This window comes from Mesorhizobium sp. M7A.F.Ca.MR.176.00.0.0, assembly GCF_004023165.1.
Lineage (GTDB): Bacteria > Pseudomonadota > Alphaproteobacteria > Rhizobiales > Rhizobiaceae > Mesorhizobium.
The window spans coordinates 1-14,534 of the sequence record NZ_RZTC01000123.1 but is presented as its reverse complement, the minus strand read 5'-3'; the positions used below and the strand labels follow the sequence as shown (position 1 = coordinate 14,534).

General features: G+C 62.4%; 17 protein-coding genes and 1 tRNA gene. 5 read left to right on the top strand and 13 right to left on the bottom strand.

The window, feature by feature from the left end:
- The 4 genes from EOB59_RS36815 to EOB59_RS28930 form a co-directional block, all read right to left on the bottom strand.
- Nucleotides 1–444: hypothetical protein (locus tag EOB59_RS36815; RefSeq protein ID WP_245486801.1), on the bottom strand; the 444-nt coding region annotated here is incomplete at its 3' end.
- Nucleotides 395–1,897 (bottom strand): IMP dehydrogenase, encoded by a 1,503-nt coding sequence (gene guaB / locus EOB59_RS28940; protein WP_127269487.1) that lies wholly within the window; start codon nt 1,895–1,897, stop codon nt 395–397. The genes EOB59_RS36815 and guaB, both read right to left, overlap by 50 nt.
- 156 nt (nt 1,898–2,053) lie before the next feature.
- Complete coding sequence (locus EOB59_RS28935) at nt 2,054–2,509, bottom strand: PIN domain-containing protein (RefSeq protein WP_127269486.1); 456 nt, start codon at nt 2,507–2,509, stop codon at nt 2,054–2,056.
- On the bottom strand, nt 2,506–2,751 hold the full coding sequence (locus tag EOB59_RS28930) for a type II toxin-antitoxin system prevent-host-death family antitoxin (protein ID WP_127269485.1): 246 nt from the start codon (nt 2,749–2,751) through the stop codon (nt 2,506–2,508). The genes EOB59_RS28935 and EOB59_RS28930 overlap by 4 nt, the downstream gene beginning before the upstream one ends.
- Nucleotides 2,752–3,038: 287 nt before the next feature.
- Between EOB59_RS28930 and EOB59_RS28925 the strand changes: the two genes are divergently transcribed.
- The gene (locus tag EOB59_RS28925) at nt 3,039–4,460 is read left to right on the top strand and encodes a DHA2 family efflux MFS transporter permease subunit (RefSeq protein WP_128289797.1); all 1,422 of its coding nucleotides are present in this window, start codon (nt 3,039–3,041) and stop codon (nt 4,458–4,460) included.
- A 70-nt stretch (nt 4,461–4,530) separates the two neighbouring features.
- On the opposite strand, the gene EOB59_RS28920 is transcribed toward EOB59_RS28925, so the two are convergent.
- Together EOB59_RS28920 and EOB59_RS28915 are read right to left on the bottom strand one after the other, a co-directional pair.
- Nucleotides 4,531–5,328, bottom strand: a complete 798-nt coding sequence (locus tag EOB59_RS28920; RefSeq protein WP_128289796.1) for an RlmE family RNA methyltransferase — start codon at nt 5,326–5,328, stop codon at nt 4,531–4,533.
- 22 nt (nt 5,329–5,350) lie between these two features.
- Nucleotides 5,351–6,706 (bottom strand): Ppx/GppA phosphatase family protein, encoded by a 1,356-nt coding sequence (locus tag EOB59_RS28915; RefSeq protein ID WP_128289795.1) that lies wholly within the window; start codon nt 6,704–6,706, stop codon nt 5,351–5,353.
- Nucleotides 6,707–7,082: 376 nt separating this feature from the next.
- Between EOB59_RS28915 and EOB59_RS28910 the strand changes: the two genes are divergently transcribed.
- Both EOB59_RS28910 and EOB59_RS28905 read left to right on the top strand, forming a co-directional pair.
- Nucleotides 7,083–8,015 carry a lysylphosphatidylglycerol synthase domain-containing protein gene (locus EOB59_RS28910; protein WP_127395486.1) on the top strand — a complete coding sequence of 311 codons (933 nt, stop codon included), beginning with the start codon at nt 7,083–7,085 and terminating at the stop codon, nt 8,013–8,015.
- 176 nt (nt 8,016–8,191) lie between these two features.
- Nucleotides 8,192–8,265 (top strand) — tRNA-Gln (locus EOB59_RS28905).
- A gap of 234 nt (nt 8,266–8,499) precedes the next feature.
- Here EOB59_RS28905 and EOB59_RS28900 read toward each other — a convergent pair.
- The 3 genes from EOB59_RS28900 to EOB59_RS28890 are packed head-to-tail and all read right to left on the bottom strand — an operon-like array spanning nt 8,500 to nt 9,262.
- Entirely contained in the window at nt 8,500–8,685 is a 186-nt protein-coding gene (locus EOB59_RS28900; RefSeq protein ID WP_128289794.1) for a hypothetical protein, read from the bottom strand.
- The gene (locus tag EOB59_RS28895) at nt 8,682–9,074 is read right to left on the bottom strand and encodes a hypothetical protein (protein ID WP_128289793.1); all 393 of its coding nucleotides are present in this window, start codon (nt 9,072–9,074) and stop codon (nt 8,682–8,684) included. The genes EOB59_RS28900 and EOB59_RS28895 overlap by 4 nt, the downstream gene beginning before the upstream one ends.
- The gene (locus EOB59_RS28890) at nt 9,071–9,262 is read right to left on the bottom strand and encodes a hypothetical protein (protein WP_128289792.1); all 192 of its coding nucleotides are present in this window, start codon (nt 9,260–9,262) and stop codon (nt 9,071–9,073) included. Before EOB59_RS28890 ends, EOB59_RS28895 begins: the two co-directional genes overlap by 4 nt.
- Nucleotides 9,263–9,407: 145 nt before the next feature.
- On the opposite strand from EOB59_RS28890, the gene EOB59_RS37240 reads away from it, so the two are divergent.
- The gene (locus EOB59_RS37240) at nt 9,408–9,530 is read left to right on the top strand and encodes a hypothetical protein (protein ID WP_281061740.1); all 123 of its coding nucleotides are present in this window, start codon (nt 9,408–9,410) and stop codon (nt 9,528–9,530) included.
- Between the two features lie 67 nt (nt 9,531–9,597).
- Nucleotides 9,598–9,918, top strand: coding sequence for a hypothetical protein (locus EOB59_RS28885; protein WP_128289791.1), 321 nt, complete (start codon nt 9,598–9,600; stop codon nt 9,916–9,918).
- Here the strand turns inward: EOB59_RS28885 and EOB59_RS28880 are convergent.
- The 4 genes from EOB59_RS28880 to EOB59_RS28865 all read right to left on the bottom strand — a co-directional run.
- Nucleotides 9,890–10,189, bottom strand: coding sequence for a hypothetical protein (locus EOB59_RS28880; RefSeq protein ID WP_128289790.1), 300 nt, complete (start codon nt 10,187–10,189; stop codon nt 9,890–9,892). The two genes, EOB59_RS28885 and EOB59_RS28880, sit on opposite strands and share 29 nt — an antisense overlap.
- Nucleotides 10,190–10,305: 116 nt before the next feature.
- A complete protein-coding gene (locus EOB59_RS28875; protein WP_128289789.1) occupies nt 10,306–11,562 on the bottom strand; it encodes a hypothetical protein in 1,257 nt (418 codons plus the stop codon).
- A gap of 121 nt (nt 11,563–11,683) precedes the next feature.
- Nucleotides 11,684–11,992 carry a hypothetical protein gene (locus EOB59_RS28870; RefSeq protein ID WP_128289788.1) on the bottom strand — a complete coding sequence of 103 codons (309 nt, stop codon included), beginning with the start codon at nt 11,990–11,992 and terminating at the stop codon, nt 11,684–11,686.
- Nucleotides 11,992–14,534 (bottom strand): phage tail tape measure protein (locus EOB59_RS28865; RefSeq protein WP_128289787.1); only part of this gene is annotated, 2,543 nt, incomplete at its 5' end. The genes EOB59_RS28865 and EOB59_RS28870, both read right to left, overlap by 1 nt.

Here is a 14,534-nt window from a genome sequence, read left to right as displayed (position 1 = left end):
GTAGGGAAGCACCAGGACCAACGCGAAAATCGACTGCAGCTGCGCCGGCAGCACGCGGAAAGCCTTCAATCGCCGGCCGGTGGCCAGGATGAGGCTGACCAGCGTGACCGACAGGAGCGCCGGGAACAACAGGTCGAAGGTCAGATAGTGCCAGACGAGAATGATCTCGCCGCCGCGCCGGCCGAGCGCTGTCAGCCAGGCCATGCCTTCGTCCGGCGTAAACCCTAAAATGCGCATGTCGAGCGACGGCAAGCCGCCGCTCAACTGGCGGAAATAGAAGAATTCCAGAGCCGTCATGGCGATGAAAACCACCGCCGACAGGAAACAGAGCGCGCCTGCGTGGCGAGACAGCCGCAGGATCGTTGCCGTCAGGTTCCGCCCGAGCCCGTACTGGTCAGGCTCCACCGGGATAGTTCGGGCTTTCGCGGGTAATCGTGACGTCATGGGCGTGGCTTTCACGAAGTCCGGCATTGGATATGCGCACAAAGGTGGCGCGCTCGCGGAAATCGGCAAGGTCGCGGCCACCAACATAACCCATAGCGGCTTTCAAGCCGCCCGCAAGCTGGTGCAGCACGCCAGACACAGGTCCCTTGTAGGGAACCTGCCCTTCGATGCCTTCCGGAACCAGTTTCAGCGTGTCGCGCACCTCGGCCTGGAAGTAGCGATCGGCGGAGCCGCGGGCCATCGCGCCAACCGAGCCCATGCCGCGATACGCCTTGAAGGAGCGGCCCTGGTGCAGATAGACCTCGCCGGGGCTTTCGTCGGTCCCAGCCAGCAGCGAGCCGATCATGGCGGCACTTGCGCCGGCGGCGAGCGCCTTGGCGAGATCGCCGGAATATTTGATACCGCCATCGGCGATAACCGAGACGCCGGATTTGTGCGCCGTCTCGACCGCCGACATGATCGCCGAGAGCTGCGGCACGCCGACGCCGGCGACGATGCGGGTGGTGCAGATGGAGCCCGGACCGATGCCGACCTTGACGGCGTCGGCACCGGCGTCGATCAGCGCCTGCGTGCCCGCGGCGGTGGCGACGTTGCCGGCCAGGATGCGAACCGAGTTGGAGAGTTTCTTGGCGCGCGTCACCGCGTCGAGCACGCGTTGCGAGTGGCCATGCGCGGTGTCGATCACCAGAAGGTCGACGCCGGCATCGATGAGACGTTCGGCGCGTTCATAGCCGTCATCGCCGACGCTGGTGGCCGCGGCGGCGCGCAAGCGGCCCTGTGCGTCCTTGCTGGCGTGCGGGTTGAGCTGCGACTTCTCGATGTCCTTGACGGTGATCAATCCGACGCAGTTGCCCTGCCTGTCGACGACAACCAGCTTTTCGATGCGGTGCTGATGCAGAAGCCGCTTGGCCTCGTCCTGGTCGACGTTCTCCTTGACCGTGATCAGGTTGTCACGGGTCATCAGCTCATGGACCTTCTGCGCCGGATCGGAGGCAAAGCGCACGTCGCGATTGGTCAGGATGCCGATCAGCCGCCCGACCTTGTGGCCGCCAGTGCCACCATTCTCGACCACCGGAATGCCCGAGATCGAATAGCTGCGCATCAGGCCCAGCGCGTCGGCGAGCGTCGCGTCGGGGCCGATGGTGACAGGATTGACCACCATGCCGGATTCAAATTTCTTGACCTGCCGCACCTGCTCGGCCTGTTCGGCCGGCGAGAAATTGCGGTGGATGACGCCAATGCCGCCGGCTTGGGCCATGGCGATGGCGAGCCTGGCCTCGGTGACGGTGTCCATCGCCGCCGAGAGGATCGGCACGTTGAGGTCGATGTCGCCGGCGATGCGGGTGCGGACATCGGTCTCGCCGGGCATGACCTCGGAATGGCCGGGCTGCAGCAGCACGTCGTCAAAGGTCAGCGCCAATGCGCCAGTGGACGTTTCGATGATTTTTGCCATGGCCAGTCCCTTGAATATAAAACGCGGTGGGGGAATACAAAAAAGCGCTGGACCGGAATGGACAGCGCCGACTCGTTTCTTCCCTTTCAGGATTGGCGCTGGCTGGTACCACGTCCAAGCGCCAATGAAAAGCCGATCGTCTCGGTGTTTCGCGTTCTATCCAGAAGACTCCCCCAAGAGAGCATTGAGCAGAACGTGACGCGGCGATGCGAAAGGGCTGACGACAGTTACCCCACCCCATGTGAAGCCATCTTGCAGGTCTTCCGAAAGGAGCATCCGACAACCGGTTTGGGAAGCGGTGGACAGAATGACCGCGTCCCAAATGCTGAAGTGGTGGTCCGTAGCCAGATCAGCCGCCATCATCATTACGTCTTGCACTGTCGCGGCAACTGGAAACGCGTCGCGCCAGCCCAGAAGGGCATCCCGGGCTTCTACAGGCGGTCTTCCGGCCTTGCGGACGAGAACGTTGTACAGCTCACCAAGGACCTGAACAGGAATAACAGCAGCCTCTTGCGGTAGGTTGCGCAGCAGTTCAAGAACAATATCGCGCTTCTCGGCACCGTTGACCCCTTCCGCGCAGGCAAGGACATTGGTGTCGAGCGCAACCTTCATCGCTCGTCCTCGTAGAGCTCGCCACGGGTCCAGCGCCCGACATCCAAAACAGGCTGGCGCTCGAGGCGCGACAACAACGCTACGCGCGAGCGGGAAGCCACACCCTGCTGTCGATCGGCGGGCACTATTCGCGCGACCGGGCGTCCGTGACTGGTCACGACGTAGCTCTGTCCTTCGCGAACACCGCGCAGGATGAGAGAGAACTTGCGGTTGGCATCGGCTGCCGAAACGGCTTCTTCCATGACAAAGTCCATATAGTAGTTATATACACTACAATAATGTGACACATCGCCATTCGCAAGCTATTCTTTGCTGCTTGGCCAGCGCCTGGAGACGGAACGAGAAGACCTTGGCCGTCCCGGCAGTTCTGATTTAGGCACGGCGGCAGGCCAAGCGAACTGCCTGTCTCCCCGCAGTCGCACAAAAGTGACAGCAAATTAATGCGACATCAGAGCCAGCCCATGATAACCGCCCTGCATGTTGGCTCGCCTCCCGGTCAACCGTAAAAGAATCAAGTCGGACGCGTTTTGTGAACCGCACCATCCCGCTCATCCTGGCGGTCGCCCTTTTCATGGAAAACATGGATTCGACCGTCATCGCGACATCGCTGCCGGCGATCGCCGTCGACATCCACACCAGCCCGATCGCGCTCAAGCTGGCGCTGACCGCCTATCTCGTCTCGCTGGCGATCTTCATTCCGATCAGCGGCTGGATGGCGGACCGTTTCGGCGCCAAGCGCGTGTTTCGTGCCGCAATCGCCGTCTTCATCGTCGGGTCGATCGCTTGCGCCCTCTCCGGTTCGCTGCCTGCTTTCGTGGTGTCGCGCTTCCTGCAAGGCATCGGCGGCGCCATGATGACGCCGGTTGGGCGGCTGGTGCTGGTGCGCGCGACACCGAAAAGCGAACTCGTCGCGGCGATGTCCTGGCTGACCGTTCCGGCGCTGGTCGGGCCGCTGGTCGGACCGCCGGTCGGTGGCTTCATCACCACCTATTTCACCTGGCACTGGATCTTCCTGATCAATGTGCCGATCGGCGTGGTCGGCATCTGGTTGGCGACGCGTTTCCTGCCGGAGACCGAACCCGCGCAGACCCCGCCACTTGATTTCATCGGCTTCGTGCTGAGCGGGCTGGCGGCATCCGGGGTGGTGTTTGGCCTGTCGGTGGTCAGCTTGCCCTATCTGCCGCCAATCGTCGGTGTCACCACCGTAACGGTCGGCCTCGTGTCGGGGGCGCTCTATCTGCTGCACGCGCGGCGCGCCAAAAACCCGCTTCTGGCGCTCGAACTGTTCCGCAACCAGGTGTTCCGTTCTTCGGTGCTCGGCGGGTCGCTGTTTCGCATCGGCATCGGCGCGGTGCCGTTCCTCCTGCCGCTGATGTTCCAGATCGGCTTTGGGCTGACGCCATTCCAGTCCGGCATGATCACCTTCGTCTCTGCAATCGGCGCCATCGGCATGAAATTCGTCACCGCGCTGATCTTCCGCGTCGCCGGCTTCCGCCGCGTTCTGGTTGTCGGTTCGCTGGTCGCCGCCGCCTCGATCGCCATCAACGGCCTGTTCACACCCGACACACCTTATCTCTTGATGCTGGCCATGCTGCTCGTCGGCGGCTTCATCCGCTCGATGTTCTTCACTGGCGTCAATGCGCTCGCCTATGCCGAGGTTTCGGCTGAAGACACCAGCAAGGCGACGCCGATTACAGCCGTGTTCCAGCAGTTGTCGATCGCGCTCGGCGTGGCGCTGGCCGGCGGAATCCTGGAAGTATCGACGTCAATCCATGGCGGCCCGCTGTCGCTGGATGACTTCCACATTGCCTTCTTCATCGTTGCAGCGGTCTCGGCGGCGGCATCGCTATCCTTCGTCCGGCTGGCACCCGATGCCGGCAACGCCATCTCCGGTCACGGACGGCTGACAACACCCAAGACGCTGGAAACGGTGAGCCCACCCGGCAACTGATGGCAGCCTACGCTTCGGCCTCGCCTTCTGGACGGCCCGATTCGCCCGACGGCGGACCGGCGGTGCCCTGTCAGTCGTCGGCGTCCCCCGGCCCTTCGCTATGGCTCCGGGCGCTCGAGGCCTTCGGAACGTCCACTGGACGTTCCGATCCGCCTGACGGCGGGCCGGCCTCTCGCCCTTTAAAATCTTTGGCCAGCAAATAGAGCTCGACCGATTCATCCCGCGACGCCGGCGGCTTGACGTGATGGACGGAGCGGAAGTTCTTCTTGAGCATGGAGAGCAACTCGTTTTCGGCGCCGCCCTGGAAAGTCTTGGCGAGGAAATGCCCGCCCGGCTTCAGCACCGACAGCGCAAAATCGGCCGCCACCTCGCACAGATGCATGGTGCGGATATAGTCGGTCCGCTTGTGGCCGGTGGTCGGTGCCGCCATGTCGGACAACACGATGTCCGGATCCCCACCCAGCGCCTCGGCCAGCTTCTGCGGCGCCAGCGGATCGAGGAAATCCATCAGCAGCACCGGAGCGCCGGGCACGGCGTCCATTTCCAGATAATCGATGCCGATGACATGCGGCTTGTCGGCCGTCGATTTCGTCCGCGCGGCGGCGACCTGGCACCAGCCGCCGGGGGCGGCGCCGAGATCGATCACCTTCATGCCGGGTTTCAGCAGATGGTGCTTGTCGTCGATCTCGATCAGCTTGTAGGCCGCGCGTGAGCGATAGCCGTCAGCCTTGGAGCGCTGGACATAGGGATCGTTGATGTGGCGCTGCAGCCAGCGGCGCGACGATTCCTTCAGCCCGCTCTTCTTCTTGATCCGCGTCTTCAGCACACGAATGCTGGCTGATCCTGGTTTTTCCGGTTTCTTGGTCATTGCTTATTTCTTCGGTTCGGGCTCACGCTCTGCCACGCCCATCGTTGCGCCAGACGCCATCATCGGCCATCAGTTCGCTCAAAATACCTTCGCGCAGGCCACGATCGGCGACTCGCAGCCGCTCGGACGGCCACACGGCGCGGATCGCCTCGAGGATAGCACAGCCGGCCAGCACCAGATCGGCGCGATCGGCACCGATGCAAGGGTTGGCGCAGCGCTGCTGGAAATCCCAGCCAACCAGTCTTTCGACCATGCGATCGACGCTGTCGCGGTCCATCCACAGCCCGTCGACACGGCGGCGATCGTAGCGTTCGAGCTCAAGGTGAACGCCGGCCAGCGTCGTCACGGTTCCGGACGTGCCCAGCAGATGGAAATTCGGACTGGCCTTGAGATGGCTCAGCCGATCGCGACCGTCGAAGCTGGCCAGCCGGCCGGCAACGTCGTCGACCATGGCGGCGAAGATCTCGCGCGTCACCGTGCGGCCGCCAAAGCGCTCGGCCAGCGAGACGACGCCGACCGGCAGCGACGTCCACGACACGATATGATTGGCCAGCCTCGGCGAACGGCGGCCGGCGAGATCGATGAGCGCGATTTCGGACGAGCCGCCGCCGATATCGAACAGGACGACGCCTTGGGTGTCGCGCTCGACCAGCGAGCCGCAGCCGGACACCGCCAGCCGCGCTTCGGTCTCGCGGTCGATGATCTCAAGCTTCAGGCCGGCCTCGCGTTCCACGCGGTCGATGAACTCGACGCCGTTTTCGGCCGTGCGGCAGGCCTCGGTGGCGATCAGCCGGGCTTTTCTGATCTTGCGGTTGCGCAATTTGTCGCCGCAGATTTTCAGCGCCTCGACCGCGCGGTCCATCGCCGGCTGGCCGAGCCGGCCATTGGCGGTGAGCCCCTCGCCCAGCCGGACGATGCGCGAAAAAGCGTCGATGACGCGGAACTGGCCATGCCGCGTCGGCACGGCCACCAGCAGCCGGCAATTGTTGGTGCCAAGGTCTAGCGCCGCAAACACCGGAAGCTCCTGGACCGGCGGCCGACGGGCGCTCTGTTCCGGCCGTGGCACCACAGCGACGGGCGAGGCCACCGACTCCGACGGTCTGTGGGCCTCCGCCGGGGCACCGGTCTTGCCCGGCGCCGGCGATCGATTCTCCGCGGGACGCACTTCGTCGCGCGCAAAAACCTTGCGCCCGCGCCTTCGCTTGCGCCGCTTCTTGGGCTTGCCTTTGTGGGGTGCGTCGCCCGCCTGCCCGTCTGCGGAGCGGAGCTCCGTCGGGCGGCGTTGCTGCCAGCTTGCGTTCCCCGGGCCAGCCGACCGCCGGGAAGCGCTGGACACGCCCACCTCCGGCGCGCCGGCGCCGGTGTCGTGGTCTTCCACTGTCGTTCCTTCCGGCGCCGCGCGAACCTATGATGGACGCAGCAGGCGCTTCAGTGTTTTAAGTTGCCGCCAGACTAACAGCGCCGCGCCCGATCACCAAGAGCCGCGTGCCGAATTTTGCCGGCAGGCCGCAAACCGCCGTTCCGGGGCGGCCGCGTAATGAACCCGCACGCCGCAGTTGCCGGCGCTACGCCTGCCGGCATCTCTTTCGGCCGCTCACTGCGGCAAATCTAGCCGGCCGACGCTGCGACAAGGGTTCGCGGTTGAATAGCCGGCTTCGATGAGGCATTTCTGAAATGAGCGGAAGAATCCGGCAAGGCCGGCCTTTCACCAGCCACGAAAAGGAAGCGGACCCGCAACGCATGGCAGTCAGGCAATGAACTGGAGACGCTATTTCTGGCCGGTTGTGGGCATCGCCGCCGTGATCTTCTCGCTGCTGCTGCTCTGGCACGAATTGCGCGGCGTTTCGCTCGACGACGTCTGGGACGGTATCACGGCCATTTCGACCCGCGGCTGGGTCCTTGCCGCGCTGAGTTCGATCATCGCCTATGCCTCGCTTGCCGGCTACGACCACATCGCGCTCCTGCATATCGGCAAGCGCGTGTCGTGGCTGTTCGTCACGCTGTGCTCCTTCACCACCTATGCGCTGTCGCACAACATTGGCGGTTCGGTGTTTTCGGGCGCCGTCATCCGCTATCGCGCCTATGGTACCAGGGGCCTGACCGGACAGGATGTCGGCGTGCTGGTGGCGGTCTGCTGGATCACCTTCGTGCTGTCGACGATTTTGGCCTCGGGCCTGGTTCTGGTGTTCGAGCCTGAGATACTCGACCGGTTTTCCGGCATCGCCCATCATGGCCTGTCGGAAGCGGCCGGCATCGCGATGCTGCTGCTCGTCGCCGCCTATGTCTTCGGCAGCTGGCTGCATCTGCGCCCGCTGAAGATCGCCAGTTTTCAGCTCCACTATCCGGCGCTGCCGATCGTCGCGCGGCAGTTGCTGATCGGCCCGATCGAACTGCTGGCCGCCGCCGCGATCATCTTCTTTGCCCTGCCCGCAGCCCACAATCCCGGCTACTTCGTCATACTGGGCGTCTTCCTCGTCTCCTTCTCGATCGCGCAGATCTCGCATGCGCCGGGCGGGCTCGGCGTGTTCGAGGTGGTGTTTCTCGCCGGCCTGTCGGACATGGATCCGGTCGGCGTGCTGGCGGCGCTGCTGGTGTTCCGGCTGTTCTACCTGATCATCCCGTTGATTCTGGGCCTGGGCGTCGTGCTGTTCTTCGAACGCTCGCAGTTCAGCCGGACGGAGCCTTGAGGAGCGGGATTGGATCTGGAGGCCGCGCGCCGGCATCTGAAGTGCGGCGTCTGAAATCACCTGACGAAACGTGCCATTGAAGCACAGAGCAGGCTTGACTATTTTCCGCTGGCGGCTACAAGGCAGCGCTCAAGCGGCTCAGCTGCTCGGCCCGCGCGGTTCATGACCACGCCTGCTGGGGAATAGGTTAACGGTAGACCCACGGACTCTGACTCCGTTAGTCCTGGTTCGAATCCAGGTTCCCCAGCCAGCATTTTTTCATGAGAATTCAGTATCTTAGTTAGAGCGCCGACTGTCGATGCGTGTTGCAGTCGTTTTCCTGCCATGTGACACGCAAACCCTTGCAATCCGGGCATGTCCCGCTTCGTCCCTTGCTGTCATTGCAACATAACTGCAACACGGAAAGGGCGGTTTGTTCTTGGGCTGTTCACATGAAAAAGCCCGCCACCGTGAGGCAGCGGGCCAACTGGGTGCGGCGCCGAACCTATTGAATGCAAGAGCCCGGCGGGTAGTGCTTCGGGTCGTAGCACCAAGGCGAGACGAGCATGAAATCGTGCTCGGTGCGGACAGGGATCATTCCGAAGTGGTAGCGGTAAGCGTAGTGGAACGGCACGACTATCATGTCGTTGCTCGGTTCGGTCGCTGCCGAGAGCGGGTCGAGAACGATCATAACCCGCTCCTTACCAGTGTCTCTTGCGAGGCCATGTCGTCGGGCCACATGACATGCTCGCCGAAAATGTCTGGACAGGGTTCAGGGTCGCCACCTTCCTCATCGTCGGCGTTGTCGAGTTCCAAATCCAGCACGTCTCCGGGTGGCAGGTTCGGGGCGGTGCTGGACAGGAATGATTGCCCGCCGCGATGCCCCCAGCCTAGGGACGGCTCGTCGTCGGCGGTCTCCTCCAGATCGCAATCTGCTTCCATGAGATCCAGCGCCGTTATCAGGCTCATGGCGCGGTCCAGGAGGTCGTTCAGGCGCGTCTCGACCGATTGCCGCCATGTGCGAGGGTCTACGCCTTGCGGGCAGCCGTAGGGCTTCACGATGGGCGTGTGCGCGTTCATGACAGCCTCACCACCAGAACGAACCCGACCTCATGATCGATCTGGACGCGATAGTCTGAGCCACCGTCAATCAATGACATTGCAGTTGCGATAAAGGCGGCGTCGCGTTCGATCCGCAGCGCGGCAGCGGCCATTGGCTTGGCAGACGGCATAGCTTCGCCGACGGCCGGAACATGGATGTTCGGCATGATTGCAATCCTCTAGCAATGTGTTACAACGTTAGCAGATGTGACACATCTTATGGTTAACCGTCAACTAGCATCTGCTAACAATCGCATACATGGGGACTGCATGGCACGGACTGCGGCGCTGGGACTTAGGATCGAACCAGTCGTGAAAGAGGCATTGGAGAATGCCGCCAAGGCCGACAGGCGCACAGTTGCCGCCTATGTCGAGAAACTGTTGGTCGATGATCTGGAAGCCAAGGGCTTTCTTCCAAAAGGCGCGGCCGAATAATAAGCGGCGGCTTGCGTTTGCGCTCGACTGGCGCGATGTTGCCCCTGGGGAATTGGAGGGGGGACCGATGCGCAAGTATGCCGCTTTCGGATTACTGGTCGCCATCGCGTCGGTCGCGCCGGCCAAGGCCGCCACAGTGGCAGATTGCGCCGCTATGGGCCGTCTCGCTCGGAGCATCATGGAAAAGCGCCAAGAGGGGGTGGACATGTCCGCAATGATGTCCGCACTCGAAACGACCAGCGACAAAGGCTTTATTCCCGTCGCGAAGGCGATCGTGATAGACGCCTATGCAATACCGAGATGGAACGGCGCGGAAATCAAGCGACGGTCGATCATGGACTTTTCCAACGACATTCAGGTCAAGTGTTATCAGTCAAACCCGCAGTGACGGTGGTCGCCGCCGTCCGTGCGGCGTGGCGCTCGTCGCTGAGGCGGATAAGCCGCTCCCGCGCTCGCGCCTGCTGTCCGACCCGGTATCGCTCCAGCGCGGCCCGCTTCTCTTCCTCCCGCGCCAGCCGGTACACCTCGGGCAGCGGCTGCCAGTCGGCTGGCTTGCGCTTCATGGTCCACTTTTGATCGCGGTATCCCCAATGCTCGATCCCGACGAGATCGGAACCGTCGAACCAGCACGACACGTTGAGCTTCGCAAAATGCAGCACTCTGGCCGCCCACCAAACCTTGTCTATGGGGATCTCGCCGGCGCCTTATAGCGAACTGACAGAGCGTCCGGGCAAGGGCTGGACGCCTTGGGTCGTCGCGCACAATGGTATCCTCGTCAGACGAATGAGATCGCAGCGACGACCTCAAAGCCGGCCGCCGATGACGCCTGAACGTTGTAAGTGCTGGTGGCAGCGAGACCCGTTGCATGGCCCGCCGCTTCACGCATGTGAACGATGCCGTTACTGCTATCGCATTGCTGTTCGTGATCAAGCGAGACACCGGAGAACGTGAAGGCACCTGTCGCCGGCTCGACGCCGCTTGCCGAAGCGATGACGCAACCATTGGCGCTTACAGACAGGGTGCTGATCGTCGGATCGTTACCGGTTGCCGTCTTCACATCGACATGAACGTTCGAGGTGTGGCCGGTGATCGTGTAAACATCAGCGGCCGAGAACGAGTGGAGTGCGCTCCAATCGTCGATAATTGTTATGGTGCCGCCCGTCGAAATCTCGCGATAGGCAATACCGGTTTGCGTGCCTTCGTTGACGCCATCGTTGACGCCATTTTGCCCGGCAAGCGTGCCGTTGGTGCCGTCGATACTGACTGAAACGATGGTGCGCTGCGCGGCGGCGTTGCGAAGGCTGTGCGGACACACCACGACGAGCTTGGTGCCTGCTGCACCAACGTTGGCGGTAAATGTGTGCGGGTCGGTCGTGGTGGCGTCGGTAAAGGTGCCGATATAAGTGACCGTCGGGCCGGAAGGCGCCGCCGCATCGGCGAACTGGTCAATGACGATCGAGAACGGCCCGGCATCAGCGTTGCTGAACCACAGCGCAATGCCGAAGGTGAGAACGCCGGAGACGTTAGTGAACGGCGTCAGCGAAAAGTCGGAAAGCTCCTCGACCCAGGTCACGCCATCATCTGATGTAGAGTAATCGGCTGTGGCGCCATCGGCGGAGGTCGTCAGGCGGTGGTAGGCGGCGTACTGCGTGCCGTGAGCCGGCGCCCCGCTGTCGACCGTGGTGTGGCCCGTGTCCTTGTTCCAACCATTTGGCGGTGTGCCGTAGACCTCATAGGCCTTGCACCCGGTCGAGCCGTCACCGCGCAGCCCGGCAATGTGGAAGTCGTTTCCGTTCTTAAGCCCGAAGCCGACCATCGCGAGTTTGCCCTGCTGGGCGAGCTGCGAAAAGCTGGCGACCGTGCGAAACGTGTATTGGCGGGCGGCGGCAATGGTCGCCAAGGGATAGACGAACTTGCCGAACGAACCGGGTTTGGTCTGGCCCTTGACCGTGGTGTTGCCGGATGCCGTGGTGGTGACAACAGGCTCGCCAATAAAGCCGCCATCGCTGTCGCCCGCGTTCCCGCCGGTCACAACAGCACGCCCGCGAACAGGGCCACCGCCTATCATATGAACAAACATGGGTGATCTCCTAAAAGGGCCAGGCCAGTTATCAGCACGACGCCGGCGGACAGGGTGAAGACGAGGGACGGCATCACGCTTTGCCCTCCGGTTCCTTTAGGGCAAACTGCCGTTGCCCCATCTCGTCGACTGCCACCGAGAACTGCGTGAAGAACACATGGACAATTTCCCACGGGAGCGTGTGTCGATGGATCGATCCGTCTAGATCCTTGAACTGCAAGGCGAGGAACTGGCCATCCGGCGAACACCCCAGCCAGAAGCCATCCGTCAGCACCGCAGCGAAGTCGCCGAATTGCGCCTTAAAATCGGTCTGATTCTGTTCGAGTTCAGCAGCTTCCTCGGGTGTCGTCGGCCGCCACCATGCGTCGGGTTTGTCTGTCATCAACGCGGCCTTCTGCCATTCGACGTCAACGCGCTACGGATGGCAAAATTCTGCAGCTTGCTGACGATGTGATCTTCGCCGATCAAGTCGAACACATCTTGAGGGCCGAGACCGAAGTCGAGCCGCACAGTGGTTAGACCAGACGCTCCTCCGATGCCGCCCGCCGCCAGTGCAGGAACAGAGCCGCCGCGTGCCATGCGTGGGATCGAAAGGGACTGGTTCATGTGGTCCATCATGCCGCCGAGACGGAAGCCGCGCAGCGACTTCCAGAAGTCCTTCGGCAGCGCCATGTTGTTCAATGCGTGGAAAAGGCCAGGTCCATAAAAAGCCACCGCCTTGGCCTGGGTGATGAACTCACCAAGCGATGCCCAGATCGGGATGCTGTCGCTTGTGGCCGTGCCGCGACCGGTGCTGAGGTGGCCGCCTTCGGCAAACCCGCCATGCGAACCGCCGCCAGACGATGACGACGAGGAGGATGATCCGGCTTGCGCCCTGAGTGCCGAAGCCGCCGCAGCCGCCTCACGCAAGGCAGACAGGATGCGGGCGATTGCAGCGTTGATCTGTGCGGAAAGGCTGGCGACGATGCTGGAAAGCCTGGAGAAGCCGCCCTGTATCAAAGAGCCCATTCCAGACAGGATGGCAGACAGCTTGCCTGGAAGCGCCTCAAAGGGCGCCACGATGGCTTCTGCGGCCTGTTGAGCGGAGCCGGCATCAAGACCGCCAATCGCACTGTTGAAGCCTGTAGCGGCTTCTTGTGCGGCCGGCGCGATCGTTGCGATGCTGTTGGTGATTTCATTGCTGACGCCATCCACCGCGCCGCTGGTGCTGTCTACGCTGCTCTTGAGACCGTCGAGAGCCTGCTTGCCTTCCTCGGCTCGCTTGGCAACGCCGTCGACAACGTCGAACACTTCTTTGGTGAGCTGGCCACCGGAGCCGCCGCCCCGGATGACCGTGATCTGGTGGCCAACATTAGCGATCTTCTCAGCGGTCTTGTCCGCTGCCGCGTCTGCCTTGGCGCCGGCCGCAACGGCGGAATCGCCATATCCCGCAATACCGCGCGCTGCCTGCTTGGCGGCGAAGTCAGCGTCGCTCATCTTGCCTGTCACGAAGGCAAGCTTGTCGGCCATCTCCCCAACTCGGGACGAAGCGCCGGTCGTTTCCTTGGACATTTCCAGCCAAGCCGTGGCCAGTTTCCCAACATCATTGCCGATATTCGCAGCGCCGATCTTGGTGATTTCGGCGTTGAACTGCTCGACAGAGATCTTGCCTTCCTGGAGCGACTTCGCGACAGCGAACATTGCATTGGCGGCGACGTTCCCGAGGTCGCCTTCAAAGTGGGGCAACTTGTTGACGAGGTTGGCCAGAGCTTCGTTAAACGCCGCCGTGTCCTTTTCAAGCGCATCGGCGGTTTCAAGGCTGAGCCGATCCCTGACTTCCTGGGTCATTTTGGCGAGCGAACCGCCAGCCTTCTGATAGGCAGCATCGACCTCGTCGACGACGGACTTGTGTTTTTCCAGTGCTGCCGTTGCGGTGTCGGTGCGCGTTGCCCAGATGGCGATAGCCCCGCCGATCAGGATAAGGGCGGCGAGTTCGGGGACGCCGGCAACGAACAGCAGCGCAGCACCCAGATTTCGGAAGCCGGCGATCAATGTGCCAAGACCCTGAAGGGTCACGCCAAATGCCCGCGTCGCCAGCCCCAGGCCGAACAGCAGCGGACCAATCGAAGCGACGACGCCACCGATGAGTGTTCCGAACTTCAACACCTCGGGGCTGAGCTGCGAAAGCGCTGTTGTCCAGTCAGAGAGCTTGATGACGATGGCGGTTGCGAAGTCGAGGAATCCGGAATCGCCTATCGCAATGCCCAAATTGCCAAGCGATTCGACCAGCTTGTTGAGTTCGCCGTTGAAACCCTTGACGCGGGTGGCGGCGATGTCCGCCGAATCCGTGTTCTTCAGTTTCACCATCATCTTGTCGATGCCGTCGCCGCCCTGCCTCATCAAAGCAATGGCGGTGCGAAGCGCATCGGTTCCGAAGATGGTGGAAACGGCGTCGTTGAGGTCTTCCTGCGATAGCTTGCCGAGCTTAATCTGAAGCTCCTGGGCGATCTGCGACATCGACTTCATCTTGCCGGATGTGTCGAAGAATTTGAGGCCAAGCTTTTCCATCATCGCCGCAGCCTGCTTTGATTGCGGGACAAGGCGGGTCAGGAAGGTTTTGAAGGACGTGCCGGCGTCCGAGCCGGAAGCAAACGATGAGGCAGTCGCGGCCAATACCGCGTTGAATTCTTCGAACTGCACGCCGAGAGCGCCGGCCGCACCGCCCGCCTGACCGATAGCCAGACGATAATCATCGAAGGACAGCTTCGACTGGATGGTCGCGCCGGTGATCTGGTCGACAATGCCTGGAAGCTGCGATGCGCTCAGCTTAAACTGGTTGATCACGTCGCCGATCACGCCGGCCGACGCTGCCAACCCCGTGTCATTCGCCGCAGCGAGATCGACCATCGCCTTGGCGGCACCGGTCATGATGGTCTGAAATTCGA

What these genes read in the sequence shown, in the direction of transcription:
- guaB (WP_127269487.1), bottom strand. Translation starts at nt 1,897, where the DNA reads ATGGCAAAAATCATCGAAACGTCCACTGGCGCATTGGCGCTGACCTTT.
- EOB59_RS28935 (WP_127269486.1), bottom strand. Translation starts at nt 2,509, where the DNA reads ATGAAGGTTGCGCTCGACACCAATGTCCTTGCCTGCGCGGAAGGGGTC.
- EOB59_RS28930 (WP_127269485.1), bottom strand. Translation starts at nt 2,751, where the DNA reads ATGGAAGAAGCCGTTTCGGCAGCCGATGCCAACCGCAAGTTCTCTCTC.
- EOB59_RS28920 (WP_128289796.1), bottom strand. Translation starts at nt 5,328, where the DNA reads ATGACCAAGAAACCGGAAAAACCAGGATCAGCCAGCATTCGTGTGCTG.
- EOB59_RS28910 (WP_127395486.1), top strand. Translation starts at nt 7,083, where the DNA reads ATGAACTGGAGACGCTATTTCTGGCCGGTTGTGGGCATCGCCGCCGTG.
- EOB59_RS28900 (WP_128289794.1), bottom strand. Translation starts at nt 8,685, where the DNA reads ATGATCGTTCTCGACCCGCTCTCGGCAGCGACCGAACCGAGCAACGAC.
- EOB59_RS28895 (WP_128289793.1), bottom strand. Translation starts at nt 9,074, where the DNA reads ATGAACGCGCACACGCCCATCGTGAAGCCCTACGGCTGCCCGCAAGGC.
- EOB59_RS28890 (WP_128289792.1), bottom strand. Translation starts at nt 9,262, where the DNA reads ATGCCGAACATCCATGTTCCGGCCGTCGGCGAAGCTATGCCGTCTGCC.
- EOB59_RS28885 (WP_128289791.1), top strand. Translation starts at nt 9,598, where the DNA reads ATGCGCAAGTATGCCGCTTTCGGATTACTGGTCGCCATCGCGTCGGTC.
- EOB59_RS28870 (WP_128289788.1), bottom strand. Translation starts at nt 11,992, where the DNA reads ATGACAGACAAACCCGACGCATGGTGGCGGCCGACGACACCCGAGGAA.